The organism is Ruegeria sp. AE3 (assembly GCF_056542225.1).
In genome coordinates this window covers 144,932-168,925 of sequence record NZ_JBQFZL010000005.1, presented here as the reverse complement: position 1 = coordinate 168,925, position 23,994 = coordinate 144,932, and the positions used below count along the sequence as shown (strand labels likewise).

The following is a 23,994-nucleotide window of genomic DNA, read 5'->3' as shown; positions in this document are numbered from 1 at the left end:
CGGGAGGGCGTTGATATGACGATTGCAGGTCTCAATCTCAGAACGATTGTATTGGGGGCGGCGGCATCGCTGGCTTTGGTTTCGGCGACAGCCACGCTTGCGGACGACAAAAAGAAAGAGAACACGATCAAAGGTGCTGTGATTGGGGCCGGGGTTGGGGCCTTGATCGGCGACGGCAAAGGCGCCGCCGCAGGGGCAATTGTTGGTGCGCTAATCGGCGCGAACTCGAAATAAGCGGGGGCGGGATGATGCGTTTGAACGCGATGAAAGTGATCACCACCACAGCGCTGCTTACAGGGCCCGGTTTTGCCCTTGCGGACGAGGAAGCCGAACAGATGGTACAAGCGGCGCTGCCGCTTATGTACCACACCTGCGCGTCGGTCATCGAAGAGGCTGACGGGAATGAAGAATACATTGTGGACGTGGTCGGCAAGATGACGGCGTTGTCACTTTATAACCGTCAGGTCGACCTCGAAGCTCATGCCAGTTCGGACGAGGAAAAGGCCGCGCTGCGCGAAACATTTGTGGCGGCTCTGAAAGAGGGTTGCGCCGGGGATGAAAACGCCCTGCTGGGTGGCGTCGTCGACAACGCGGTGAAATCAACGCTGGGGCTGTAAGCCTTCAGTAATGTGGCGGGCGTTCGTCACCAAGGACAACGCCGCCTGACCCTTCCTGTGCGCGTTCAGCCTCGCGGTGCAGCAGCATCTCGACACGGCGGGTCAGCCTGTCAATCTCGGCCTGTTGCCTGGTGACAACCGCGTTCAGATCGTCAACCGTGCGGGTCAGATGGGCAATCTGTTCTTCCAGATGCTGCATGGGATGCTCCTGTCTTTCAGGCTGCACATAGCGACCCTGTGACGCCTTGGCCAGAGAAAGCGCGCCTTGCCCAGATGCGGGCCATGGGATAGACCGCGCGCGGAACAGGTACACTCCCAAGGACGCCCCACATGGCCAAGCCCAAGAAACAGCCCCGCCCCAAGGCCGAAACGCCGAAAGGGTTCCGTGACTATTTCGGCGAGGAAGTCACGCAGCGCACCGAGATGCTGCGGACGATTGCGGGTGTCTATCATCGGTACGGGTTTGACGCGCTGGAAAGCAGTGCGGTCGAAACCGTCGAGGCGCTGGGCAAGTTCCTGCCCGACGTGGACCGCCCGAACGAGGGCGTCTTTGCATGGCAGGAGTTTGACGAGGGCGGAAATGGCGACTGGATGGCCCTGCGTTATGACCTGACCGCGCCACTGGCCCGTGTCTACGCCCAGCACCGCAACGACCTGCCGACGCCTTATCGCCGTTATGCAATGGGTCCGGTCTGGCGCAACGAAAAGCCGGGGCCGGGGCGCTTTCGGCAGTTCTATCAGTGCGATGCGGATACGGTCGGAACCGCCTCGATGGCTGCTGACGCCGAGATCTGTGCAATGCTGGCCGACACGCTGGAAGAGGTCGGAATTCCGCGCGGCGATTATCTGGTGCGGGTGAACAACCGGAAGGTTTTGACAGGCGTGTTGCACTGTGTATTCGGTTTTGTCTCTGGGGAGGAAGATGAACATCTCGGAGCAATTTACGATGCAATCGAGAAACGGGATGCAGTTCTTCGAACCATTGATAAATTCGACAAAGTTGGTGTCGATGGAGTGCGAGAACTGCTAACCGTTGGCAGGAAAGACAGTTCTGGAGCTTTCATAGAAGGCGTAGGGCTTACGAGCGAGCAAGCAGAGCCAGTTATCGCGTTTCTAACGTCGAAAGGCGGTAGCACAAAAGAAACGTTGGACAATCTGAGAACAGCGGTTGGTGAAAGCCCTACCGGGGCAGACGGTATCAACGAGTTAGAACAGATTGCTTCCTTGTTGAGCGCGCAAGGCTACGGCCCCGACCGCATCGTGATTGACCCATCGGTCGTGCGTGGCCTCGGCTATTACACTGGTCCGGTCTACGAGGCCGAGCTGACCTTCGAAATCTTCGACGAGAAAGGCCGCAAGCGGCAGTTCGGCTCGGTTGCGGGTGGCGGGCGCTATGACGATCTGGTCAAGCGGTTTACCGGACAGGAAGTGCCCGCGACCGGCGTGTCTATCGGCGTGGATCGGTTGCTGGCCGCGCTGCGCGAAAAAGGCAGGATCAGCGCCCACGCCAAAGGCCCCGTCGTCGTCACCGTGATGGACCGCGACCGGATGGCTGATTATCAGGCGATGGTGGCCGAGCTGCGCAATGCGGGCATCCGGGCCGAGGTGTATCTGGGCAATCCCAAGAACTTTGGCAACCAGTTGAAATACGCGGACAAGCGCAACTCTCCGGTTGCGGTGATCGAAGGTGGGGACGAAAAGGCAAAAGGCATCGTGCAGATCAAGGACCTGATCCTTGGGGCCAAGATCGCCGAAAGCGCCACGCTGGAAGAATGGAAAGAACGCCCCAGCCAGTTCGAAGTATCGCGCGCTGATCTGGTCGCGAAAGTGCGTGAAATTCTGGACAGTCAGGACTGACCCATGCCCAACCGTTCCCAGATACAGGCCCGTGCCGCGATGATGCGAGTCCGGTTCGAGGCTGCGGGCGCGCAGGTGGTGGATACGCCCCTGTTGCAACCCGCTGAGATGTTGCTGGATCTCTATGGTGAGGATATCCGCGCCCGTGCCTACGTGACCTCGGACGCGCTGCGGGGCGAGCAGATGCTGCGCCCGGACTTCACCCTGCCCGTTGTTCAGATGCACATGCGGGATGGGGCCGAGCCTGCGCGCTATACCTATTCAGGTGAGGTGTTCCGCCGTCAGGAACACGACCCGGACCGGTCGAACGAGTATATTCAGGTGGGGTACGAGGTGTTTGACCGCGATGATCCCGCTGGTGCCGATGCCGAAGTGTTTTCGCTGATGGCGCTGCAACTGCGCGGGCTGCCCCTGCGCGCAGCCACCGGGGATATCGGTATCCTGACGGCGGCTGTCGAAGGGCTTCGGACCACAGACCGCCGCAAGGCCGCGCTGATGCGGCACCTGTGGCGGCCGCGCCGGTTCCGTGCGCTGCTGGACCGGTTTGCAGGGCGCAAACCGGGGCCCGAAGGTCGTGACGCGCTTTTGGACGCGGACAACCCGATGGCGGTTGATGTTCCGATGATCGGCAAGCGTCGCGCGCCCGAAATTGCCGACCGGATCAAAGCCCTGCGCGAAGATCGCGCTGCGCCGCCGATCTCCGACAATGAACTGGCCGGGTTGGAAACGCTTCTGAATGTGCGTGAAACCATGCCCTTCGCGCTGGAACAGCTGCGGGACGTGGCAGTGGATCTGCCGCAGATCACCCCGGCGCTGGACCGGTTGGAAGCGCGGATCGCAGCCCTGCAGGCGCGTGGTGTCGATGTTGCACGGCTGGATTTCGAAGCGTCATATGGCCGGACATCGATGGAATATTACGACGGGTTTGTCTTTGGGTTCTACGCCGAAGGCCGCCCCGACCTGCCGCCCGTCGCCACGGGTGGGCGCTATGATGCGCTGACGCGCCGCCTGGGGGATGGGGCCGAAATCCCTGCGATCGGCGGCGTGATCCGCCCGGACCTGATGCTTGAAATCGAGGAGGCCGCGCAATGAGTGTGAAACTGGGCGTGCCCTCGAAGGGCCGGTTGATGGAAAAGACCGTCTCATGGTTCGAAAAACATGGCATCGTGCTGTCCCGCAACGGCTCGGACCGGGAATATGCGGGTCGGGTCGACGGGATCGAAGGCGTCTCACTGATCCTTTTGTCGGCGGGTGAAATTCCGCGCGAACTTGCGTCGGGCCGTATTCATCTGGGCGTCACTGGGATCGATCTGGTGCATGAGAAGCTGCCGCGCTGGGAACAGCAGGTCGAAGAGATTGCACAGCTGGGCTTTGGCAAGGCTGATCTGATCATCGCCACACCCGCCTGCTGGGTCGATGTGGACACGCTGGACGATCTCGATGCGGCAGCAGCAGCATTTCGCAACACCCATGGCCACCGGCTGCGGATCGCCACCAAATATCACCGACTGGTGCGGGAGTTCCTGACCGACGCGGGCGTGGCCGATTATACTCTGGTCGACAGCCAGGGGGCGACCGAAGGCACGGTCATGAACGAAACCGCCGAAGCAATTGCCGATATCACCTCGTCCGGTGAAACCTTGCGGGCGAACCACCTCAAGATCCTGTCGGACGGTCTGATCCTGCAATCGCAGGCCACATTGTGGCGCAGCCGGGTTGCAAAGGTCGACGCGGCGGACAAGGCGGTTCTGACGGAATTGCTGGATCGGCTGCGGTAATTACAGCACACCGATATCCGCAAGGGCGCGGTTGAGATCATCGGGCAGGGCGTCGTCCTGCGCGCGCCCTTTCGGCAGGTCAGATGGTGTATCTTCCGGTTTCAGGTATCGCCAGCCCTGAAACGGGCGCTTCAAGGCGTTCTGTGTCCGATGAACTATTGGGTCAAGTACGATGGCGCAGCGGCGGATACCGTCTTCACCAATCACCTCATCCAGGCGCAGAATGCGCTGGCGGCACTGTACGACACCCTTGATGACCCAATAGATTGATCCGCCATTCAGAATCTCGGCATCACGTTTGGGCCACATGCGGGTTACGTGGCGCGGATATCCGTCCTCATAAAGCGGCATTCGGCTGTCCTGCCACGCGATCAGAGAGTCCACGCTTTCCGAACCAACCGAAAGTTTGATGAGGTTCACGTACTTATCCACAGCTTTCCCACAGAGTCGTCCATTGGCTATCTATCCATTGTAGCTCAGGATTGGCTTTCATCAAGGTGTAGTGGGTGTTAGTCTGGATACCTCTTTCAGCACAGGGAATCACCAATGAGCCGCTTTGCCGCCCCCATCGCCGAGCAGATCTGGGATATGAAATACCGCTTCAAACAGGCGGATGGCACGCCCATCGATCAGACGGTTGAAGACAGCTGGCGACGCATCGCCCGTGACCTCGCGCGGGTCGAGGACGATCCGGATCATTGGGAAGACAGGTTTTACGAGGCACTGGAAGATTTCAAGTATCTGCCCGCCGGGCGCATCACCGCTGGCGCAGGCACCGCGCGGCAGGTGACGCTGTTCAACTGTTTCGTCATGGGCACCATCCCCGACAGCATGGGTGGTATCTTTGACATGCTGAAAGAGGCCGCGCTGACCATGCAGCAGGGGGGCGGGATCGGCTATGATTTCTCGACCATCCGCCCGCGCGGCGCGGATGTGAAGGGCGTGGCGGCAGATGCCTCGGGCCCGCTCAGCTTTATGGATGTGTGGGACGCAATGTGCCGGACGATCATGTCCGCGGGCTCGCGCCGGGGGGCGATGATGGCCACCATGCGCTGTGACCATCCCGATATCGAACAGTTCATCACCGCCAAATCTGACCCGGCCCGCCTACGCATGTTCAATATGTCGGTGCTGGTGACCGATCCCTTCATGGAGGCGGTCAAGGACGACGGCCCGTGGGAGTTGCAGTTCGACGGCAAGATCTATCACACCGTTCAGGCGCGTGATTTGTGGAACAAGATCATGCAGGCCACGTATGATTATGCCGAACCGGGCGTGATCTTCATCGACCGCATCAATCAGGCCAACAACCTGAGCTATGTTGAAACCATCGCCGCGACGAACCCCTGTGGCGAGCAGCCTCTGCCGCCTTACGGGGCTTGCCTGCTGGGCTCGATCAATCTGGCGCGGCTGGTTGCCGAACCGTTCGGGGATGCCGCGCATCTGGATGAACCGGCGTTGCAGGAACTGGTCGCGACAGCCGTGCGCATGATGGATAACGTCGTGGACGCCTCGAAATTCCCGCTGGCCGAGCAAGAGGCGGAAGCGCAGGACAAGCGCCGCATCGGGCTGGGCGTGACGGGTCTTGCGGATGCGTTGCTGATGCTGGGCCTGCGCTATGGGTCCGACGAGGCGGCGCGCCAGACGGAACGCTGGTTGCACGCAATCGCCCGCGCCGCATACCTGGCCTCGGTCGACCTGGCTAAGGAGAAAGGCGCGTTCCCCCTGTTCGACGCTGAGAAATATTTGGCCAGCGGCACGATGCAACAAATGGATGACGACGTCCGCGATGCGATCCGCGAACATGGTATCCGCAACGCTCTGCTGACCTCGATTGCGCCCACGGGCACGATTTCGCTTTATGCCGGGAATGTGTCGTCGGGGATTGAACCGGTCTTTGCCTATGCCTACACCCGCAAGGTTCTGCAAAAAGACGGCTCGCGCACCGAGGAAGAGGTTGTGGATTACGCCGTTCAGATGTGGCGCGACAAGTTCGGCGACGCAGCGCTGCCCGACTATTTCGTCAATGCCCAGACCCTGACGCCGTTGGATCATGTCAAGATGCAGGCGGCGGCGCAGAAATGGATCGACAGCTCGATCTCCAAGACCATCAACTGCCCGGAAGATATCAGCTTTGACGCCTTCAAGGACGTCTACATGCAGGCTTGGGATCAGGGCTGCAAAGGGTGCACGACCTATCGCCCCAACGATGTGACTGGCTCGGTTCTGACTGTTTCGGAAAGCGATGACAAGGTGCCGGGGGAAAGCGCGAATGCGCCACATGAAATTGAAGGCGGCGACGTCATCTACATGTCCGAACCGCTGGATCGCCCGCAATCGCTGGAGGGCTCGACCTACAAGCTGAAATGGCCCGATAGCGAGCACGCGATTTATCTGACCATCAACGACATCATCATCTCGGGCCGCCGCCGCCCGTTCGAGGTGTTCATCAACTCCAAGAACATGGAACATTACGCATGGACACTGGCGCTGACGCGGATGATCTCGGCCGTGTTCCGCCGGGGTGGGGACGTGTCCTTTGTGGTCGAGGAGCTGAAAGCCGTTTTCGACCCGCGCGGCGGGGCATGGGTCAAAGGCAAGTATATCCCATCGATCCTGGCCGCGATCGGGGGCGTGATCGAACAGCACATGGTTGCCATCGGCTTTCTGGAAGGCGAGGGGATGGGGCTGAAATCCGACCCTCAGGCGCAGGTGGTGAACCTGGACGCGCCACGCGGCAAAGCCTGCCCGTCCTGCGGTCAGTATGACATGGTCATGATCGAAGGCTGCATGACCTGCCGCAGCTGCGGTCATTCCAAATGCGGGTAGGTATGAGGCGCTGCGCGAAAGTCAGCGCTCATCAATTTGACCCGACAGACTGAGTGTCTGGCCACGCAAGCGTGGCCATCGCTTTTCTGGGCGGTGGTTTCTATTTCGAACCCTGATCAGTCGCAGCCAGTTGATGTTCGGACGGCCGGCAACGAACAAGACACGGGATTGTTCGCAGGCGCGTATTGATTTCAGGTCGAACACATATTTTTGATTCACTTCTGCAACATTCTTGTGAATGCTGCATTCCCGTCTCTTTTCCGCCGGATTTTGTGCTGATAAGCAATGATTGAATATCGGGATGTTAAATAGTGCGAGTGGGCAGATGAGAGCCGGAGTTAACGGTCAGGTAGCCATTTCATGGGATCAAACTGAAATTGACGGACTCGAGGACGCGCCTCTGGCTTGTCTGGCCGTCGGCGCGGCTTGGTCATGGCGCGGACAGGCGATAGTGCTGAGCGCTGAGGCCGAAAACAGCATAGAACAGATAGGATATGCGCGGGGCGCTGCAACCCGTTTGCAGAACCGCTTTCCGATTGTCCGGGAAGTTTCCGGCCACGTGACCGGTGCTTTGACACTTACCAATGGGTCGCAGCGGTTTTCAGCCAACCTTGTTGCCGACACCAATGATGCAGCACCAACCATCGTTTTCGATGGCGCTTGCCCGCCACGGGATGAAGAATTCTGGATCGTCGACGTGACCGAGGTTGTGATGGTGCACAAGGCGGGTGTTGAAGGCGGCGGGAACGTCGTTGCATTTCCGGTCTGAACGCGACCTGTATTTTTCTTGACGAAAGCGGTGTGACGGCGGTCGTCGCTGTACGTGCAGGAGCCTGTGCTGCCTGCGGCGAACATATCTTTGCTTATATTCGAAACTGCGTTGAATGCCATGTTGACTCTGCTGGCTTTGCGGATATAAGCGCGGCTTCATTGGTGTTGGTGGCCCCCGCAAGGGGAAGCCTGTCATGAGGGAAACCTCAAGAGGACAACGCCCTTCATAGTTGCCCGTTTGGGCATCGACCTAACGAAGGAGATCAGCCGTGACCAAACGCACGTCTGCCAAGTACAAAATCGACCGCCGGATGGGCGAAAACATCTGGGGTCGTCCGAAATCCCCGGTCAACCGTCGTGAATACGGCCCCGGCCAGCACGGCCAGCGCCGCAAAGGCAAACTGTCAGACTTCGGTCTGCAGCTGCGTGCCAAGCAGAAGCTGAAAGGCTACTACGGCGACCTGACCGAAAAGCAGTTCCGCCGCATCTATGCCGAAGCCGAGCGTGTAAAAGGCGACACCGGTGAAAACCTGATCGGCCTGCTGGAGCGCCGTCTGGACGCCGTCGTCTATCGCGCCAAGTTCGTACCGACCGTCTTCGCTGCGCGTCAGTTCGTGAACCACGGTCACGTCAAAGTGAACGGCAAGCGTGTCAACATCCCCAGCTACCGCGTCAAAGAAGGCGACGTCATCGAAGTGCGTGACAAGTCCAAGCAACTGGCTGTTGTTCTGGAAGCTGTTGCCCTAGCCGAGCGTGATGTTCCTGACTACATCGACGCCGACCATTCGAAAATGACCGCAACGTTCGTTCGCGCACCGGGCCTGAGCGATGTGCCGTACCCGGTCATTATGGAACCGAACCTGGTCGTCGAATTCTACGCGAAGAACTGATCTTCGCATTCCGATCCGGAATTCAGAGCCGCACCTTTGGGTGCGGCTCTTTTCATTTTCAGCCCAGCAGAACGATATCTGACGCGCCTGCGCTGCGACGCAGCTCGTGGATGTCTTTTAGTTCCGGGTCGTTGATCCATCCCAGCGCCGCGTCCCGGTTGGGAAAGGAAAGCAGGGCTGCAACATCAGGCAAGTCCGGCGCGCCGTCCAGCGCGGTTGTTTCTGCGGTGGCGTGTTCGACTTTTCCGCCATGGCGGGCCAATGCAGTCCCGGCCTGTTCGCGATATGCGGCCAGAGCGTTGGGATTCTTTACAGTGAGTTTTGCGTAGGCATAGATCATGGCTTTTCTCCTTGATGTGTGGGCAAAAGCTAGGGTGTGATCTGCTTTGCGAAAACGCGTGTATTTGCATCAATGATGTGCGAATTTGCATGTATGGATATTCATTGGGATGATTACCGGGCCGTACTTGCCGTGGTTCGAAGGCGCACCCTGTCCGCCGCGGCACAAGAGCTTGGCGTCAACTACACAACTGTCGCGCGCCGTATAGCGCGCGCCGAAGCTGCGACAGGTGAAGTGCTGTTCGAAAGGCTGACCGACGGGTATCGGCCGACAGAAGCAGCGCACCTTGTCGCTGCATATGCTGCCCGGATGGAAAGCGCAGAACACGCGATGCTGCGTGGTTTGTCAGGGCGAGATGCCCGATTGGAAGGGCAACTGACCTTAACCGCGCCGCAACTGTTAATTGCCCATGTTCTGTCCCCGGCGCTGGGCGAGTTTGCTCAAAGGCACCCTGCTGTGTCTTTGCAGGTGCGCGCGGCAAACGAGATTCTGGACCTTAATCGACGCGAAGCCGACATTGCGATCCGGATCAGCCGCAACCCCGGCGATACGTTGAAAGGTCTGCGCCTGACGCAACAGCACAGCGCTTGTTTTGCCACGCCTGAAAGGGCCGCGCGAATGCGGCAAGATCCGAACGCGCCCGTGGATTGGTTGCTTTATGAAAAGCAGCCGAACCTGCCGGACGGCGTCGACAAAATCTATCCGAACTCGCGGATACATATGCGCTTTGATGACATGGTCGCGATGGCGGGTGCTGCACAATCAGGGTTGGGCGTTGTGCGTATGCCGGTGTTTCTGGGCCGCTCACTCCGGGGCTTGGTGCAGGTTCCGGTCCTTTCACCGCAACCCTACGCAGATATCTGGATCGTGGCGCATCCGGATGTTTGGCCTTCGGCAAAACTGGTCGCATTCCGCGACATCGCGGTGCCCTTTTTCAAGCAAAAACGCCCGTTGTTTACGGCGTGATCATATCGGCAATGGTCGTCCTTCGGCGATTGCTTCCATCGCGAAATACGACGTGACACTGTCCAGCTCGACCTTTTCGATCAGCCGTTGATACACCTTGTCGTAAGACGCCATATCCTGTGTGACGACTTTCAGCTGATAATCATAGTCACCGCCGATACGATGAAAATCCACGACCTCGGGGATCGTCAGAACGTGGCTGCGAAAGGCCTGTAGCCACTCGGTCGAATGATGCCGCGTGCGCAGCATGACAAAGACCACAAGGCTCAGGCCCAATTTCTCGCGTGCGATGCGGGCGGTTGAACCGATCAGGACGCCATCTTCGTTCAAAGCCTTCAGCCGCCGCCAGCAGGCGTTCTGCGAAAGCCCCGCACGATCCGCTAACTCCCGTTGCGACAGGGTGGCGTCCTTCTGCAGTTCTTTCAGAATGCGTGTGTCAATTTGATCCAATTTTGATGCCATTACTGATCATATGACACAAAGACTTTAAAATCTATGCAATAATAGGTGAAGTTTTCGCGCTGACAATAAATCACATTAGTCGGACAGTTAGGAGCCAATGCAATGTCCCTGTCCAAGTTTCGTGCGGAACTCTGTTCCACCGCTCACAATTCAAACCTGCGCGATGGGCTGATCGGAGAGAATGTTCTGATCCCGGGTCTGCATGGGGACGTGCCGCTTGTCTATGCGGATTACGTCGCTTCGGGTCGCGCCTTGCGGCAGGTCGAAGACTTTGTGGCGCAACATGTGTTGCCGTTTTACGCGAACAGCCACACCGAGGCCTCTTACTGCGGATCTTACATGACACATCTGCGCCGCGAGGCGCGGGCGGAAATAGCCCGCATTGTTGGTGCCCAGGAAGAGGACGCGGTGATCTTCACCGGGTCTGGCGCCACTGCGGGGCTCAACCGGTTGGTCAGCCTGCTCGGGGTGGCAGAGGCCGACCAACCGGTTGTCTTGATTGGTCCGTACGAGCATCACTCGAACATCCTGCCGTGGCGGGAAAGCAAGGCACTTGTGGTTGAAATCCCCGAGGCCGAAGGCGGCGGGGTTGACCTCGGGGCGCTGGAAACCGCGCTGTTGACCCATGCAGGCGCCGATCTTCTGATCGGTTCCTTTTCGGCGGCGTCCAATGTAACCGGAATTGTCACGGACCCTAATCCGGTGACGCGGTTGCTCAAGGCGCATGGCGCTGTGGCGATTTGGGATTACGCCGGGGGCGGGCCTTACCTGCCGATGGATATGGGGCCGGCGGACGCGCGCAAGGATGCGATCGTCGTTTCTCCGCACAAGTTCCCGGGCGGTCCGGGCGCGTCGGGTGTTCTGATCGTAAACCGGGCTGCAGTCAAACGGAACTGCCCCAGCTGGCCGGGCGGCGGCACCGTCAGTTTCGTGTCACCGTGGCGGCATGACTACAGTGCGGACCTGTCTGCGCGGGAAGAGGCGGGAACGCCCAACGTGATCGGTGATATCCGCGCGGCGCTTGCCTTTATCGTCAAGGATGTCGTCGGCACGGAAGAAATCGCAAGACGCGAGGCGCAGTACAACCAGATGGCGCTGGACGGGTGGAAGGATAACCCGCACCTGACATTGCTTGGGGTCAATAATTCGCATCGCCTGCCGATCTTCTCTTTCCTTGTGCGCGACAACGCGGGACAGCCTGTGCATCAGCAGCTGTTTACCCGGATGCTCAGCGACGTCTACGGCATTCAGGCACGTGGCGGATGTGCCTGCGCAGGGCCTTATGCCCACCGCCTGCTGGGGATTGACCGCGCCGCGTCCGAGGCTCTGCACGCGGCCTTGTCTGCGGGCGAAGAGATGAAGAAACCCGGCTGGGTACGCCTGAATTTCTCGTACCTGATGAGCGAGGAAACGGTTCAATTCATCATCGACAGTGTCAATGACCTGTCCCGCCGTACCGAGGAATTCGTGCCGTATTACAACGCCGACCCGGCGACTGCGCGCTTCAAGGCCGCATGATGGAATTGCCGCTTTTCTCAATCCGTTGAGACAGGTATGAGGGGCCCAATCAACGGAGCCTCTCATGACCAAGATCACCCCGCAACCCGGCATTATGGACATCGCGCTTTATCAGGGCGGCCAGTCGCATGTGGCGGGTGTTGAGCATGTGATCAAGCTGAGCTCGAACGAGAACCCGTTCGGCCCCAGCCCCAAGGCGATTGAGGCGGTGCGCGACAGCGCGGCCACTTTGCATCGGTACCCCAACACCGACCACGCCAGTTTGCGCGCGGCCATCGGCGCGCGTCACGGACTGGACCCTGCGCAGATCATCTGCGGTGTCGGCAGCGACGAGGTGCTGCAATTCATCGCTCAGGCCTATGCAGGGCCGGGGGATGAGGTGATCTATACCGAACACGGGTTCTCCATGTACCCGATCATCGCCCGCATGGCAGGTGCCGCACCGGTCATGGTGGCCGAGCGCGACCGCAAAGTCGATGTGGATGCCATTCTGGCCGCCGTAACCAGCCAGACGCGGATCGTGTTTGTGACCAACCCCGGTAACCCGACCTCGACCATGATCTCGAACGACGAGCTGGACCATCTGGCACAGGGTCTGCCTGATACCTGCCTGATGGTTCTGGACGGTGCCTATGCCGAATTCGTCGACGGTTTCGATGGCGGCGCGTCTTTGGTGGATGCGTATGAGAACGTAATCATGACCCGCACATTCTCGAAAGTGTACGGGCTGGGCGGGATGCGGGTCGGCTGGGGGTATGCGCACCAATCGATTATCGATGTTCTGAACCGGGTGCGTCAGCCCTTCAACCTGTCTTTGACAGCCCTGGCCGCAGCCGAAGCAGCGATCAGCGACGTCGATTTCCTGACGTTCTGCCAATCTGAAAATGCGCGCCTGCGAGTGTGGCTGGCCGAGGCGCTGGACAAGATTGGCGTACCCTCGGACCCGTCCTGTACCAATTTCATCCTCGCGCGTTTTGCCGATAGGGCCGAGGCCGAGGCCTGTGATGACTATCTGAAAACGCAGGGTTTGATTGTCCGCCGGGTTGCAGGCTACAACCTGCCGAATGCCCTGCGGATCACCGTGGGCGATGAGGAAGCCTGCCGCCGCGTCGTTGCGGTGATTACAGCATTCAAAGAGGGCGCAGCATGAGCCAGATTTACGACCGGGTTGCGCTGATCGGGCTGGGCCTGATTGCCTCCTCCATGTTCTGGGCGATCAAGCGTGGGGGCTTGGCCGGGGAAGTGACCGGCTATGCCCGGTCCGAGGCGACACGTGACACCGCGCGCAGAATCGGGCTGTGCGACCGCGTCTGTGACACGGCGCGCGAAGCGGTCGAAGGTGCTGATCTTGTCGTTCTTTGCGTGCCTGTGGGGGCAATGGGGGCCGTCGCAGAAGACATCGCACCCGCGCTCAAGCCCGGCGCGACCCTGTCGGATGTGGGGTCAGTCAAGCGGCATGTCATTCACGCAGTTCAGCCGCATATCCCCGAAGGTGTGCATTTCATTCCCGCGCATCCTTTGGCAGGGACGGAACATTCCGGTCCGGAATCGGGATTTGCCAAATTGTTCGACAATCGCTGGTGCCTGCTGGTGCCCGTCGAAGGGACCGACCCGGATGCAATCGCCCGCCTTCGGGCGTTGTGGGAAGGTATGGGCTCCCATGTCGATGAGATGGACGCCGATCATCACGATCTGGTTCTGGCCGTCACGTCCCATGCGCCGCACCTGATCGCCTACACGATGGTTGGCGTGGCCGACGATCTGCGCCGCGTGACCGATAGCGAAGTGATCAAATACTCGGCCGCGGGTTTCCGGGACTTCACTCGCATCGCCGCATCCGACCCGACCATGTGGCGCGATGTGTTCCTGTCCAACAAAGACGCGACGCTGGAAATCCTGGGCCGGTTCACGGAAGAGCTGTTTGCGCTGCAACGTGCCATCCGGACCGGGGACGGGGAACATTTGTTTGACTACTTCACCCATACCCGTGCTATTCGTCGCGGCATCATCGACGCGGGGCAGGACACCGACGCACCGGATTTCGGGCGGGGAAAGGCAGGTTCATGAGGTTATACCGGGGGCAATTTCTGATCGGGATCATGGCGTTGTGCGCCGTGGCCACACAGGCAACACCTCTGGAACGATCTCTGGTTCCTCCCGCACGTCCGATTCTGGACCAGCACAACGTTCAGGTTGTGTCTGCCATTGCCCCGGTTTCAGTGGCGGCTATAACTGATCTGCGCCCTATCTCACGCCCGGTTTCACCGCAGGTCACTGCCGCCTTGGCGCGACCATCGGAATTGCCACTGCTGGGGCCCGACACGTCGCTGATGCCTTACTTGAGACCTGAATCGCTTGAACAGCAGGTGCTTTTCAAGAAGCGCAAGCTGCGTAAAGGGTCAGTTTGCGGAGATATCGCCATTCAGGGCAAGCCCGTCGGCAGGGTCGGCAGCGACAACTCGGCCTGTGGCGTAAAAGATGCGGTGCAAATCACCTCTGTTTCCGGTGTGGCACTCAGCCGCCCGGCGACGATGGATTGCGGCACCGCAGTTGCGCTGAACAAATGGGTCGACAAAACGGTCAAACCCACCTTCAAACGCCGCGGCCCGGTGGTCGAATTGCAGGTGGCAGCCCATTATGCATGCCGAACTCGCAACAACCGCAAGGGCGCGCGGATTTCCGAGCACGGCAAAGGACGCGCCATCGATATTTCGGCCTTTAAGCTGGCCGATGGTGAAGTCGTGACCGTCCTGGAAGGGTGGCGCAAGAACCCGTCACAGAAGCAATTGCAGAAGATCTGGCGCGGTGCGTGTGGCCCGTTCGGCACGGTATTGGGGCCGAACTCGGACGGCTACCATCGCGATCATTTCCATCTGGATACGGCACGCTACCGCAGCGGAGCGTATTGCCGTTAACGCAGGATCAGCCGCGGGGCAGGGCCCAGCGGCACCGGCCCCAGGGCTACAAAACCATCCCGGAAGTTCAGCTGAAGGTCCAGCGCGTTGGGGTTGCCGCCCAACCCTGCCAGAAAATTCAGTGCACGGGTGACAGGATCAACCGCCTGATCGGGCAGGGCACCTGCCGCGTTTGCCATGTCGATCATATCGCGCCAGTTCTCGGCCTTGACGGCGATCTCACCGCTCGGAACACCCTGTGAGTCTACATCCAGCTTACCAGCCGCAAACAGGCGTAACCCACCCCATTTGATCTCGGCCAGTCGCAGGTCGATGGCCACGGGCTGCGGTCTGCTGTGTTCCAGCGCCGACCTGTCCCAGACTTTGCTGAACGTGGTGACCATGTCCAGTTCCAGCGTTTCGAAGGACTGCGGCAGCGACGCGGCCGAATTCATCAGGGCCCGCAACCGGTCACCGGGTGCGAACCCATCCGCGCGGGCGGTAATGGCATAAGCTTCGGGTTGGGATGTTTGCGCCATGATCAGGCTTAGGGTGTCACCAGCGGCCAGTGCTGTGGAGTTTTCGGTCACCGACCAAGCCCCTGCCGTCAGCGCCAGTTTCTCAAGCACAAGCGAAACGCCGGGTTGCAACTGTAGTTCGGCAATCAAATCATCTGCGACAATCGTTGACGTCTGATCGTAGTAGGACAGACGTTGGGGCGTCTCGGCAAACCGCAGCACCTGCCGGCCGGGCCAGATCGCTGGGCTTTCGAATTCGATCCAGTCCGCGCTCCAGGCTGTGCCATTCACCGGGTCGGCAAGGGCGGGATTGTTCAGGCGGGTCACGTGATGGGTGGGATACCCTGCCGTTGTCACGTCCGAGAAATCAGCCAGCCAGCCACGGGCCTGTTGTTGATCAAACCAGCCAGTGATTGCCGCGCGCAGGCCATATCCGGCGACAAACCAATAGACGCTCCACAGTGCGCCGATAAAAATGACTACTCGTATGACACGGCGCATGAGCTTTGGCCCTTTTTCCTGCCTCGGAATTGATGTTTATAGGCCCAAACGGGCAAGGACCAGTGCAATGACGATGTGGGTTTTCGGTTATGGATCGCTGCTGTGGAATCCGGGCTTTCCGGTCGCACGCAGCGAACGCGCGACACTGCATGGCTATGCCCGGTCCTTCTGCATGAGCTCGATCCACCACCGGGGAACCGAAGAAGAACCGGGTCTGGTGCTGGCGCTGGACGAACAGGCAAACGCGATCTGCACCGGTTTGGCCCTTGCGGTTGAAACCGGTCACGAAGACCGCACCCTGCACGAACTGCGCGAGCGCGAGCTGATCTCGTCGGCCTATGTCGAACGTATGCTGGATGTGCATCTGGAAAATGGCGACATCGTCAACGCCGTGACCTATGTGATCGATGCCGACCATGTGCAATACTGCGGCGGCATGCCTTTGGAGGATCAGGCCCGGATCATCGCCCACGCGGTTGGCGGACGCGGCCCGAATGATGAATACCTCTACAACACTGCCGAACATCTGGCCGAGATCGGCCTGCGCGACCCCGATCTTGAGTGGTTGGCGCAACGGGTGCGCAGTATTACCGCATAAACTCTTGGCGTCACCAGTGGAATTTCGCTAGTTTCGACGCAGAGCAGGCAAATACCGGGAACCACGCGCATGGCGCAGGCACATCAGGGCGCGAGACCCCATTTCTCGCATCCAACGCGACAGATTCTGTTGATGTTGATGGCGATCGGCCTGTCCGGGCTGGGTGTGTTTCTGGCGCTGCCCTATGTGTTGCCGGTGTTCTTCGCCAACCCGTACCTGAACGGCTTCATCCTGATGGTGTTCCTGATCGGCGTGTTTGCCTGTTTCTATCAGGTGACACAACTGATCGGGTCCGTGCGCTGGATCGAGGCATTCGTTGGCGGTGTTGTTCGTGAAGACGCCCGCACACCGCAATTGTTGGCACCTCTGGCCTCATTGCTGCGCGAACGGGGTGCGCGGTCGCAGATCAGTTCGACCTCGACCCGCTCCATTCTGGATTCTGTGGCCGAACGGGTCGAGGAAGAGCGTGAAATCACCCGCTATATCACCAACGTGCTGATCTATCTGGGTCTTTTGGGTACGTTCTTTGGACTGGCGACAACCGTGCCGGCCATTGTCGATACCATCCGCAGCCTAAACCCGCAGGAGGGCGAGGAAGGGCTGGCCGTTTTCAACCGCCTGATGACCGGGCTCGAGGCGCAATTGCAGGGGATGGGTGTTGCGTTCGGATCGTCTCTGTTGGGTCTGGCCGGGTCGCTGATCGTCGGCTTGCTCGAAGTTTTTGCAGGGCACGGGCAGAACCGCTTCTATCGCGAGCTTGAAGAATGGCTGTCTTCGATCACCCGCTTAGGTTTCGCGGGTGGAGAAGAAGGCGGTGCCGAAATTGCCGTGCTCACGCCGGTGCTGGACGCCATGTCCGAACAGATGGATGCCTTGCAGGATCTGTTCTCTGCGCAGGAAAGCGACCGGGCCGAGGTTTCCGCCAAGCTGGGTTTGCTGGTCGATGTGATCGGTGAGATGAACAACCGTCAGGCCAATACCGAAAGTGTTACGGCGGCGCTGGAACGCGTGGCGCTGGGTCAGGAAGCCCTGCTGGATCACATGCGCGATCACGGTGCGGGTGAAGGTATCGACGCCGAAAGCCGGATGCGCCTGCGCTCGATGGATGTGCAGCTGCTGCGTATCCTCGAAGAGATTTCGGCGGGCCGGCAGGAAAGCATGAATGAGTTCCGCAAGGATATTGAACTGCTGGTCAAGGCGCTGACCCTGCCGCGCGGTGCGGTACGCACCACGCCGGAAGGAGAATAGCCCATGGCGCTGTCCCGCCGCACCGGTCAACGGTTCCAGGGCTCGGTCTGGCCCGGTTTCGTCGACGCGATGACGGGGCTGTTGATGGTGCTGACCTTTGTGCTGACCATCTTCATGGTGATCCAGTTTGTGCTGCGCGAAACCATCTCGGGTCAGGAAGACGAACTGACCACATTGGCTGACGAAATCGCGGCGCTGGCGGGTGCGCTGGGGCTGGAAGAACGCGAAAACAGCCGGTTGCAGGCGCGCCTTGGGGCGTTGAATACCACCCTGTCTCAGGCTGAAGACGATCTGGCGCAAGCCCAGTCACTGATCGCGTCACTGACCACCGAGCGCGACCGCCAGGCTGCCGCTCTGGATCAGGCGCAGACCCGGATCACCAATTTTGAAGCGCAGGTAGCAGCCCTGCTGGCCGAACAGGAACGGGCACTGGGTGATATTGCAGTGCTTGAATCGCAGCGCGCGAAACTGCTGACCGAGCAAGAGGCGTTGAACCTGGCCCTTGCCCAAAGCCGCGAGGAAATCGACGCACAGACCGAAGCCGCCCGTTTGGCCGCTGCCCGTCGTGAAGCACTGGAAGCGCTGGTGGCGGATCTGGAGCAAGGCAGCGCCGACCGGGACGCCCAGATCACCACCCTTGAACAGCAGCTCAGCGATGAAGAAGCCGCCCGTCTGGCCGAAGCCGCCGCCGCCGAGGCGTTGCGTAACCGCCTTCTGGATGCCGATGCCGAGCTGACGGCCATGACACTTGCTCTGGAAGCGCAACGCAAAGAGGCCGAAGACACACTCACCCTGCTGGCCGCAGCACAGGCGGCGCGTGCCGCGTTGGAGCGTCAGTTTGGCGACGTGAACCCGGATGAACTGCGGGCCCAGCTTGAAGCCGCTTTGCAGGCGCAGACGCAAGCGCAGGCGGATGCTGATGCGCAACGCTCTCTGGCCGAGCAGCGGCAGGCCTTGTTGGACCTCGCCAATGCGACGCTTTCGGAAGAAAAAGAAATCTCTGTCGAAGCGCAGCGAGAAGCCGCACTGCTGAACCTGCAGATCGCCGCCTTGCGCGGGCAATTGGGCTCCTTGCAGTCGCTGCTAGACGATTTCGAAGAACGCAACGCCGCCGCCGAGGTGCAGATTCAGACATTAGGGCAGGACCTGAACGCAGCGCTGGCCCGTGCCGCATCCGAAGAACGCAGGCGACGTCTACTGGAAGAAGCGGAACGCCTGCGTCTTGAGGCCGAGGCCGAGGCACTGGCCGGGCAGAACCAGGAATTGGCGGCACAGGCCGAGGATCTGCAACGCTATCGCTCGGAATTTTTTGGTCGTTTGCGGGATGTCCTTGGCGGTCAGGAAGGGGTGCGCATCGAAGGCGACCGGTTCGTGTTCTCGTCCGAGGTTCTGTTCCCGACCGGGTCCGCCGTGCTGTCCGAAGAAGGGCAGCAGGAGGTCGCCAAGGTGGCCAGCATCCTGCGCAGTGTCGCTGCTGAAATCCCGCCCGGTCTGAACTGGGTGATCCGGGTCGACGGCCACACCGACAACGTTCCTCTGGCGGGGTCGGGCCGGTATCGCGACAACTGGGAGCTCAGCCAGGGTCGCGCGCTGTCGGTTGTGCGCTATATGGTTGACGCGCTGGGCATTCCGCCCAACCGCCTTGCAGCCAACGGGTTTGGCGAATTCCAGCCCGTCAACCCCGCTGATACGCCGGAGGCACACGCGCAAAACCGTCGGATCGAGTTGAAGCTGACCGAAAGGTAAAGCCTCTGGCCCTCAGTAGCCACGAAAACAAGCCGCCGCCCCGCAACCGGTTATTGGCGATACCGGCCACAGTGACCAGAGCCGTTGGAGAATCAAGGCGGCACATGTCAGACAGGCGTTTCACACGCAGTATAACCGAGACGCTAACGCGACCCCGATCGAGTGGATGAGTCCTTTTCTGTGTTGGGCGAAACGAAAAAAAACCCGCCTTGGTAGGCGGGTTTTCTGTTTGATGCGGCGGGCGATCAGTCTGCCGTCAGAAGCGGAGGCTTGTCACCCGAAATGCGCGGTTGATCCGGGCCAAGGATCTCAAGATCCAGATCACCCTTCTTGACCGAGACACGGACCACACCGCCTTTTGCCAGCTTGCCAAACAGCAACTCTTCGGCCAGCGGTTTCTTGATGTATTCCTGAATGACACGGCCCAGCGGGCGCGCACCCATCTTGTCGTCATACCCTTTGTCCGCCAGCCATTCGGCGGCTTTGGGTGTCAGATCAATGGTCACACCACGATCCAGCAGTTGGGCTTCCAGTTGCAGGACGAATTTCTCGACCACCTGCAAAATGACCTCTTTCGGCAGCGGCGCGAACGAGATCACGGCATCCAGACGGTTGCGGAATTCCGGCGTGAACATGCGTTCAATTGCGGCAGTGTCTTCGCCCTCTCGACGGTCACGACCGAACCCGATCGCGGCCTTGGCCTGCTCTTGCGCCCCCGCGTTCGAGGTCATGATCAGCACCACGTTGCGGAAGTTCACTGTACGGCCGTTATGGTCAGTCAGCTCGCCATGGTCCATCACCTGCAACAGGATGTTGAACACGTCCGGGTGTGCCTTTTCAATCTCGTCCAGCAGCAACACACAATGTGGATGCTGGTCGACACCGTCGGTCAGCAAGCCCCCCTGATCGAACCCGACATATCCAGGAGGTGCGCCGATCAGACGGCTGACCGCGTGTTTCTCCATATATTCCGACATGTCGAAACGCAGCAGTTCAACGCCCAGCGTATCCGCCAGCTGTTTCGCCACCTCGGTCTTGCCCACACCGGTCGGACCGGCAAACAGATAGTTGCCGATGGGCTTTTCAGGCTCCCGCAGGCCGGCGCGCGCCAGTTTGATTGCGCTGGCCAGCGCCTCGATCGCCAGATTCTGCCCAAACACCACCCGTTTCAGCGAGGCTTCGAGGTCTTTCAGCACCTCGGCATCGTCCTTGGTGACGTTCTTGGGCGGGATGCGGGCGATCTTGGCAACCACGGCCTCAATCTCTTTGACCCCGATGGTCTTGCGCCGTTTGCTTTCCGCCACCAGATGCTGCGCCGCGCCAGCTTCGTCAATCACGTCGATGGCCTTGTCGGGCAGCTTGCGGTCGTTGATGTAACGTGCCGACAGCTCGACTGCGGTTCTGATCGCATCAGCGGTGTATTTGATGTCGTGATGCTTCTCAAAATAGGGTTTCAGACCGCGCAGAATCTTGACGCTGTCTTCAACCGAAGGTTCGTTCACATCGATCTTCTGGAACCGGCGCGACAGAGCGCGGTCCTTCTCGAAATGCTGGCGAAACTCTTTGTAGGTGGTCGAGCCCATGGTGCGCAGCTTGCCGCCCTGCAACGCAGGCTTCAGCAGGTTCGAGGCATCCATTGCCCCGCCCGAGGTTGCACCGGCACCGATCACGGTGTGAATTTCGTCGATGAACAGCACCGCGTCGGGGTGCTCTTCCAGCTCGGTTACAACCGCTTTCAGGCGTTCCTCGAAATCGCCGCGATAACGGGTCCCGGCCAGCAGCGCACCCATGTCCAGCGAGTAGATGGTGGTGTTTGCCAAGACATCTGGGGCTTCTCCGGCGACGATCTTGTGCGCCAGACCTTCGGCAATGGCGGTTTTGCCCACGCCCGGATCGCCCACCAGCAGCGGGTTGTTCTTGCGGCGGCGGCACAGCACCTGGATACAGCGTTCCACCTCATCCGCGCGCCCGATCAGCGGATCGACATCACCCGCGCGCGATTTCGCGTTCAGGTCAATGCAGTATTTCCCAAGCGCACTTTCTTTTTGTTCCGTGTCGCCGGATCCTGTCTGAGCTTCTTCTTCTACCTGATCCGCACCGGACACCGACCGGCTTTCACCATAAGCGGGGTCTTTGGCCACGCCATGGGCGATGAAATTGACCGCGTCGTACCGGGTCATGTCCTGTTCCTGAAGGAAATAGGCGGCATTGCTTTCGCGCTCGGCAAATATGGCGACCAGTACATTGGCACCGGTCACTTCGGTCCGGCCCGAGCTTTGCACATGGATCGCGGCGCGCTGAATGACGCGCTGGAACGCTGCCGTCGGTACGGCTTCGGACCCGTCGATATCCGTGACCAGATTTGAAAGATCTTCGTCTATGAACTCAACCAGAGTGCTGCGCAACTCGTCCAGATCGACGCTGCACGCTTTCATGACGCGCACCGCATCGGGTTCTTCCAGAAGCGCCAGCAGCAAATGCTCCAGCGTTGCAAATTCGTGTCGCCGTTCATTCGCAGCCGCAAGGGCCGCGTGGATGGCTTGTTCCAGTGTGCTCGAGAATGAAGGCACGCGGGTGCTCCTCTGTCTTGGGTCAGAAGGGGGCGGGCTTTCGGCCGGAACCCCATCCCAACCATGTCCTCATACTATTAGAGTTTGGTTGATCGTGGCCCGGCTTCAAGGGTTTTCTTTCACTTGACAGTCACATTTGTTGTGACCGTGGCCGTGAAGAGGGGCAAATAAGCATCAGAACCTGTCTTTTCTACCCCGGATTTCGGCGAAAACCGCCGCAGGATCGGCGTTTGCCATACCAAGATGGGCCTGAATCGCCGGATCAGTGGCCCTCAGGAACGGGTTGGTGGCTTTTTCAAGCGCCAAAATCGACGGAACAGTGGCTTCGCCAGCGGCGCGGGCGCGGTCGATATCGGCAATTCGCTGTCTCAACGCGGTGTTCTCGGGATCGACGGTAATGGCGAATTTTGCGTTGGATTGTGTATATTCATGCCCCGAACAGACCAGAGTGTCGTCCGGCAAAGCGGCCAGCTTGCTCAGCGACGCCCACATCTGCGCCGGGCTGCCTTCGAACAGACGCCCACACCCGAGGGCCATCAGGCTGTCAGCGGTAAAGACTACCGCGCTTTGCGGAAGATAAAACGCGATATGACCAACCGTGTGCCCCGAAACGTCCATCACCGCGACCGGTTCGCCACCGACCTCAAAGCTGTCGCCTTCGGCAACCCGCTGGTCCAGCGGGGGCAAGCGGTGCGCATCGGCGGCAGCACCGATGACCTTTGCAGGGTGTTTGGCCAGAATTTCGGCCAGCCCTTCAACGTGATCCCAGTGATGATGGGTCAGCAGCACATGTGACAACGTCCATCCCCGATCTTCCAGCGCTGCAAGAATCGGCGCGGCTTCGGGCGCATCAATCAGCGCAGTCTGGCCATTGCCGCTGTCATGGGCCAGAAAGGCGTAATTGTCGCTGAGGCACGGGATTGTAACGATTTCAAGAGGCATGGTCTTTTGCCCTTTCATTGCTAGACTGCGCCCAGCTAAGCCGATTGACCGGATGTCCGCAATGCATCTTGATGTGCAGGATCTGAGGAACTTCTACTACCGCAGCACCCTTGGGCGCGCGGCACAGGCGGCTATTCGCGGGCGGCTGACCGAGCTCTGGCCCGAAGCCAAAGGTCAGACAGTTGCCGGTTTTGGCTTTGCCGTGCCGCTGTTGCGCCCTTACCTGGCCGATGCGCGCCGGGTCATCGGGCTGATGCCCGGCCCGCAAGGTGTGATGCCCTGGCCTGCGGGGATGCCCAATGTCTCGGTCCTGACGGAAGAGACCCGGTGGCCCATTGAAACCGGTCACGTGGACAAGCTTGTGGTGATGCACGGGCTGGAAACGTCCGAGCGGCCAAACCAGCTGCTGGAGGAATGCTGGCGCGTTCTGGGCCCCGGTGGCAGGGCCGTGTTCATTGTTCCGAACCGGGCGGGTCTGTGGTCACGCACGGACAAAACGCCATTTGGCTTTGGCCGTCCCTATTCCGCCACTCAGCTGGAAAATCAGCTCAGGTCGCACTACTTCCTGCCCGAGGCGCATTGCTCGGCTCTTTACATGCCGCCGTCCTTCCGGCGGTTCTGGTTGAAGTCGGGCAGTCTGATCGAAAAAACCGGCCAGCGTATTCCAACTGTCATGGCGGGCGGGGTGTTGATGGTCGAGGTCACAAAGAACATTCATCCGCCCCGGGGCAATGTCACCAAACATGCCATCAGGAAGCCGATCAAGGCGCTTGACGGTCTGCTAAAGCCTGCGTGACAACCGTGTGCATCCCAAAGTGACAAATTCGCGAGAAAAAAGTCACAGGAATCGCAAAAACCTGCATATTCGTAACATTTTTCAACTGCCGCGACCGGTCCAAACGGTCGCACTTGGTGTAAGTGTATGAAAATTAACATTTTGTGGATAAAT

The 23,994-nt window shown here is 59.8% G+C and carries 24 protein-coding genes; 17 read left to right on the top strand and 7 right to left on the bottom strand.

Annotated features, from left to right (window positions below):
• Positions 1-15: 15 nt before the first annotated feature.
• Positions 16-234 (top strand): YMGG-like glycine zipper-containing protein, encoded by a 219-nt coding sequence (locus ACR0NZ_RS12275; RefSeq protein ID WP_480475390.1) that lies wholly within the window; start codon positions 16-18, stop codon positions 232-234.
• A gap of 11 nt (positions 235-245) precedes the next feature.
• Positions 246-617: a hypothetical protein gene (locus ACR0NZ_RS12270; protein ID WP_480475392.1), complete on the top strand. Its 372-nt coding sequence runs from the start codon at positions 246-248 to the stop codon at positions 615-617.
• A 4-nt stretch (positions 618-621) separates the two neighbouring features.
• Here the strand turns inward: ACR0NZ_RS12270 and ACR0NZ_RS12265 are convergent, their stop codons facing one another.
• The gene (locus tag ACR0NZ_RS12265) at positions 622-816 is read right to left on the bottom strand and encodes a SlyX family protein (protein ID WP_209598067.1); all 195 of its coding nucleotides are present in this window, start codon (positions 814-816) and stop codon (positions 622-624) included.
• Positions 817-947: 131 nt separating this feature from the next.
• On the opposite strand from ACR0NZ_RS12265, the gene hisS reads away from it, so the two are divergent.
• The 3 genes from hisS to hisG are packed head-to-tail and all read left to right on the top strand — an operon-like array spanning position 948 to position 4,252.
• Positions 948-2,474 carry a histidine--tRNA ligase gene (gene hisS / locus ACR0NZ_RS12260; protein ID WP_480519204.1) on the top strand — a complete coding sequence of 509 codons (1,527 nt, stop codon included), beginning with the start codon at positions 948-950 and terminating at the stop codon, positions 2,472-2,474.
• Between the two features lie 3 nt (positions 2,475-2,477).
• Positions 2,478-3,566, top strand: coding sequence for an ATP phosphoribosyltransferase regulatory subunit (locus ACR0NZ_RS12255; protein WP_480519202.1), 1,089 nt, complete (start codon positions 2,478-2,480; stop codon positions 3,564-3,566).
• A complete protein-coding gene (gene hisG, locus ACR0NZ_RS12250; protein ID WP_480475398.1) occupies positions 3,563-4,252 on the top strand; it encodes an ATP phosphoribosyltransferase in 690 nt (229 codons plus the stop codon). The genes ACR0NZ_RS12255 and hisG overlap by 4 nt, the downstream gene beginning before the upstream one ends.
• Here the strand turns inward: hisG and ACR0NZ_RS12245 are convergent, their stop codons facing one another.
• Positions 4,253-4,684, bottom strand: a complete 432-nt coding sequence (locus ACR0NZ_RS12245) for a DUF1489 family protein (RefSeq protein ID WP_480475400.1) — start codon at positions 4,682-4,684, stop codon at positions 4,253-4,255.
• Positions 4,685-4,798: 114 nt separating this feature from the next.
• Between ACR0NZ_RS12245 and ACR0NZ_RS12240 the strand changes: the two genes are divergently transcribed.
• The 3 genes from ACR0NZ_RS12240 to rpsD all read left to right on the top strand — a co-directional run bounded on the left by ACR0NZ_RS12240 (position 4,799) and on the right by rpsD (position 8,742).
• The gene (locus ACR0NZ_RS12240) at positions 4,799-7,081 is read left to right on the top strand and encodes an adenosylcobalamin-dependent ribonucleoside-diphosphate reductase (protein WP_480475402.1); all 2,283 of its coding nucleotides are present in this window, start codon (positions 4,799-4,801) and stop codon (positions 7,079-7,081) included.
• A 325-nt stretch (positions 7,082-7,406) separates the two neighbouring features.
• The gene (locus tag ACR0NZ_RS12235) at positions 7,407-7,850 is read left to right on the top strand and encodes a hypothetical protein (RefSeq protein ID WP_480519200.1); all 444 of its coding nucleotides are present in this window, start codon (positions 7,407-7,409) and stop codon (positions 7,848-7,850) included.
• Positions 7,851-8,121: 271 nt separating this feature from the next.
• A complete protein-coding gene (gene rpsD / locus ACR0NZ_RS12230) occupies positions 8,122-8,742 on the top strand; it encodes a 30S ribosomal protein S4 (protein ID WP_480519198.1) in 621 nt (206 codons plus the stop codon).
• A 58-nt stretch (positions 8,743-8,800) separates the two neighbouring features.
• Here the strand turns inward: rpsD and ACR0NZ_RS12225 are convergent, their stop codons facing one another.
• Positions 8,801-9,082: a DUF1330 domain-containing protein gene (locus ACR0NZ_RS12225; protein ID WP_480519196.1), complete on the bottom strand. Its 282-nt coding sequence runs from the start codon at positions 9,080-9,082 to the stop codon at positions 8,801-8,803.
• Between the two features lie 93 nt (positions 9,083-9,175).
• Here ACR0NZ_RS12225 and ACR0NZ_RS12220 point away from each other — a divergent pair, with 93 nt between their 5' ends.
• Positions 9,176-10,048: a LysR family transcriptional regulator gene (locus ACR0NZ_RS12220; protein ID WP_480519193.1), complete on the top strand. Its 873-nt coding sequence runs from the start codon at positions 9,176-9,178 to the stop codon at positions 10,046-10,048.
• Here ACR0NZ_RS12220 and ACR0NZ_RS12215 read toward each other — a convergent pair whose 3' ends face one another.
• The gene (locus ACR0NZ_RS12215) at positions 10,049-10,510 is read right to left on the bottom strand and encodes an Lrp/AsnC family transcriptional regulator (RefSeq protein ID WP_480519191.1); all 462 of its coding nucleotides are present in this window, start codon (positions 10,508-10,510) and stop codon (positions 10,049-10,051) included.
• Positions 10,511-10,612: 102 nt separating this feature from the next.
• On the opposite strand from ACR0NZ_RS12215, the gene ACR0NZ_RS12210 reads away from it, so the two are divergent.
• The 4 genes from ACR0NZ_RS12210 (at position 10,613) to ACR0NZ_RS12195 (ending at position 14,943) form a co-directional block, all read left to right on the top strand.
• Complete coding sequence (locus tag ACR0NZ_RS12210) at positions 10,613-12,028, top strand: aminotransferase class V-fold PLP-dependent enzyme (RefSeq protein WP_480519189.1); 1,416 nt, start codon at positions 10,613-10,615, stop codon at positions 12,026-12,028.
• A 64-nt stretch (positions 12,029-12,092) separates the two neighbouring features.
• Positions 12,093-13,178: a histidinol-phosphate transaminase gene (gene hisC / locus ACR0NZ_RS12205; RefSeq protein WP_480519187.1), complete on the top strand. Its 1,086-nt coding sequence runs from the start codon at positions 12,093-12,095 to the stop codon at positions 13,176-13,178.
• A complete protein-coding gene (locus ACR0NZ_RS12200; protein WP_480519185.1) occupies positions 13,175-14,095 on the top strand; it encodes a prephenate/arogenate dehydrogenase family protein in 921 nt (306 codons plus the stop codon). Before hisC ends, ACR0NZ_RS12200 begins: the two co-directional genes overlap by 4 nt.
• Complete coding sequence (locus ACR0NZ_RS12195; protein ID WP_480519183.1) at positions 14,092-14,943, top strand: extensin-like domain-containing protein; 852 nt, start codon at positions 14,092-14,094, stop codon at positions 14,941-14,943. Before ACR0NZ_RS12200 ends, ACR0NZ_RS12195 begins: the two co-directional genes overlap by 4 nt.
• On the opposite strand, the gene ACR0NZ_RS12190 is transcribed toward ACR0NZ_RS12195, so the two are convergent.
• Positions 14,940-15,941 carry a DUF2125 domain-containing protein gene (locus ACR0NZ_RS12190; RefSeq protein ID WP_480519181.1) on the bottom strand — a complete coding sequence of 334 codons (1,002 nt, stop codon included), beginning with the start codon at positions 15,939-15,941 and terminating at the stop codon, positions 14,940-14,942. The genes ACR0NZ_RS12195 and ACR0NZ_RS12190 overlap by 4 nt on opposite strands.
• Positions 15,942-16,008: 67 nt before the next feature.
• On the opposite strand from ACR0NZ_RS12190, the gene ACR0NZ_RS12185 reads away from it, so the two are divergent.
• The 3 genes from ACR0NZ_RS12185 to ACR0NZ_RS12175 all read left to right on the top strand — a co-directional run bounded on the left by ACR0NZ_RS12185 (position 16,009) and on the right by ACR0NZ_RS12175 (position 19,533).
• A complete protein-coding gene (locus ACR0NZ_RS12185) occupies positions 16,009-16,539 on the top strand; it encodes a gamma-glutamylcyclotransferase (protein WP_267365629.1) in 531 nt (176 codons plus the stop codon).
• A gap of 69 nt (positions 16,540-16,608) precedes the next feature.
• On the top strand, positions 16,609-17,787 hold the full coding sequence (locus tag ACR0NZ_RS12180) for a biopolymer transporter ExbB (protein ID WP_480482292.1): 1,179 nt from the start codon (positions 16,609-16,611) through the stop codon (positions 17,785-17,787).
• A 3-nt stretch (positions 17,788-17,790) separates the two neighbouring features.
• Positions 17,791-19,533: a peptidoglycan -binding protein gene (locus tag ACR0NZ_RS12175; RefSeq protein WP_480519179.1), complete on the top strand. Its 1,743-nt coding sequence runs from the start codon at positions 17,791-17,793 to the stop codon at positions 19,531-19,533.
• Positions 19,534-19,778: 245 nt separating this feature from the next.
• Here ACR0NZ_RS12175 and clpA read toward each other — a convergent pair whose 3' ends face one another.
• Positions 19,779-22,103 carry an ATP-dependent Clp protease ATP-binding subunit ClpA gene (gene clpA, locus ACR0NZ_RS12170; protein WP_480493588.1) on the bottom strand — a complete coding sequence of 775 codons (2,325 nt, stop codon included), beginning with the start codon at positions 22,101-22,103 and terminating at the stop codon, positions 19,779-19,781.
• Between the two features lie 174 nt (positions 22,104-22,277).
• Positions 22,278-23,045: a hydroxyacylglutathione hydrolase gene (gene gloB / locus ACR0NZ_RS12165; protein WP_480519177.1), complete on the bottom strand. Its 768-nt coding sequence runs from the start codon at positions 23,043-23,045 to the stop codon at positions 22,278-22,280.
• Between the two features lie 61 nt (positions 23,046-23,106).
• Here gloB and ACR0NZ_RS12160 point away from each other — a divergent pair, with 61 nt between their 5' ends.
• Positions 23,107-23,841, top strand: a complete 735-nt coding sequence (locus ACR0NZ_RS12160; RefSeq protein ID WP_480493592.1) for a class I SAM-dependent methyltransferase — start codon at positions 23,107-23,109, stop codon at positions 23,839-23,841.
• The last annotated feature ends 153 nt before the right edge of the window (positions 23,842-23,994 follow it).

Excerpts from the sequence above, each read along its gene's own strand:
- ACR0NZ_RS12270 (WP_480475392.1), top strand. The coding sequence starts at position 246 with ATGATGCGTTTGAACGCGATGAAAGTGATCACCACCACAGCGCTGCTT.
- ACR0NZ_RS12200 (WP_480519185.1), top strand. The coding sequence starts at position 13,175 with ATGAGCCAGATTTACGACCGGGTTGCGCTGATCGGGCTGGGCCTGATT.
- ACR0NZ_RS12215 (WP_480519191.1), bottom strand. The coding sequence starts at position 10,510 with ATGGCATCAAAATTGGATCAAATTGACACACGCATTCTGAAAGAACTG.
- ACR0NZ_RS12235 (WP_480519200.1), top strand. The coding sequence starts at position 7,407 with ATGAGAGCCGGAGTTAACGGTCAGGTAGCCATTTCATGGGATCAAACT.
- ACR0NZ_RS12190 (WP_480519181.1), bottom strand. The coding sequence starts at position 15,941 with ATGCGCCGTGTCATACGAGTAGTCATTTTTATCGGCGCACTGTGGAGC.
- ACR0NZ_RS12275 (WP_480475390.1), top strand. The coding sequence starts at position 16 with ATGACGATTGCAGGTCTCAATCTCAGAACGATTGTATTGGGGGCGGCG.
- ACR0NZ_RS12265 (WP_209598067.1), bottom strand. The coding sequence starts at position 816 with ATGCAGCATCTGGAAGAACAGATTGCCCATCTGACCCGCACGGTTGAC.
- ACR0NZ_RS12220 (WP_480519193.1), top strand. The coding sequence starts at position 9,176 with ATGGATATTCATTGGGATGATTACCGGGCCGTACTTGCCGTGGTTCGA.
- ACR0NZ_RS12185 (WP_267365629.1), top strand. The coding sequence starts at position 16,009 with ATGACGATGTGGGTTTTCGGTTATGGATCGCTGCTGTGGAATCCGGGC.
- ACR0NZ_RS12225 (WP_480519196.1), bottom strand. The coding sequence starts at position 9,082 with ATGATCTATGCCTACGCAAAACTCACTGTAAAGAATCCCAACGCTCTG.
- ACR0NZ_RS12175 (WP_480519179.1), top strand. The coding sequence starts at position 17,791 with ATGGCGCTGTCCCGCCGCACCGGTCAACGGTTCCAGGGCTCGGTCTGG.
- ACR0NZ_RS12255 (WP_480519202.1), top strand. The coding sequence starts at position 2,478 with ATGCCCAACCGTTCCCAGATACAGGCCCGTGCCGCGATGATGCGAGTC.
- ACR0NZ_RS12240 (WP_480475402.1), top strand. The coding sequence starts at position 4,799 with ATGAGCCGCTTTGCCGCCCCCATCGCCGAGCAGATCTGGGATATGAAA.
- ACR0NZ_RS12210 (WP_480519189.1), top strand. The coding sequence starts at position 10,613 with ATGTCCCTGTCCAAGTTTCGTGCGGAACTCTGTTCCACCGCTCACAAT.
- gloB (WP_480519177.1), bottom strand. The coding sequence starts at position 23,045 with ATGCCTCTTGAAATCGTTACAATCCCGTGCCTCAGCGACAATTACGCC.
- ACR0NZ_RS12160 (WP_480493592.1), top strand. The coding sequence starts at position 23,107 with ATGCATCTTGATGTGCAGGATCTGAGGAACTTCTACTACCGCAGCACC.
- ACR0NZ_RS12180 (WP_480482292.1), top strand. The coding sequence starts at position 16,609 with ATGGCGCAGGCACATCAGGGCGCGAGACCCCATTTCTCGCATCCAACG.
- hisG (WP_480475398.1), top strand. The coding sequence starts at position 3,563 with ATGAGTGTGAAACTGGGCGTGCCCTCGAAGGGCCGGTTGATGGAAAAG.
- hisS (WP_480519204.1), top strand. The coding sequence starts at position 948 with ATGGCCAAGCCCAAGAAACAGCCCCGCCCCAAGGCCGAAACGCCGAAA.
- ACR0NZ_RS12195 (WP_480519183.1), top strand. The coding sequence starts at position 14,092 with ATGAGGTTATACCGGGGGCAATTTCTGATCGGGATCATGGCGTTGTGC.
- hisC (WP_480519187.1), top strand. The coding sequence starts at position 12,093 with ATGACCAAGATCACCCCGCAACCCGGCATTATGGACATCGCGCTTTAT.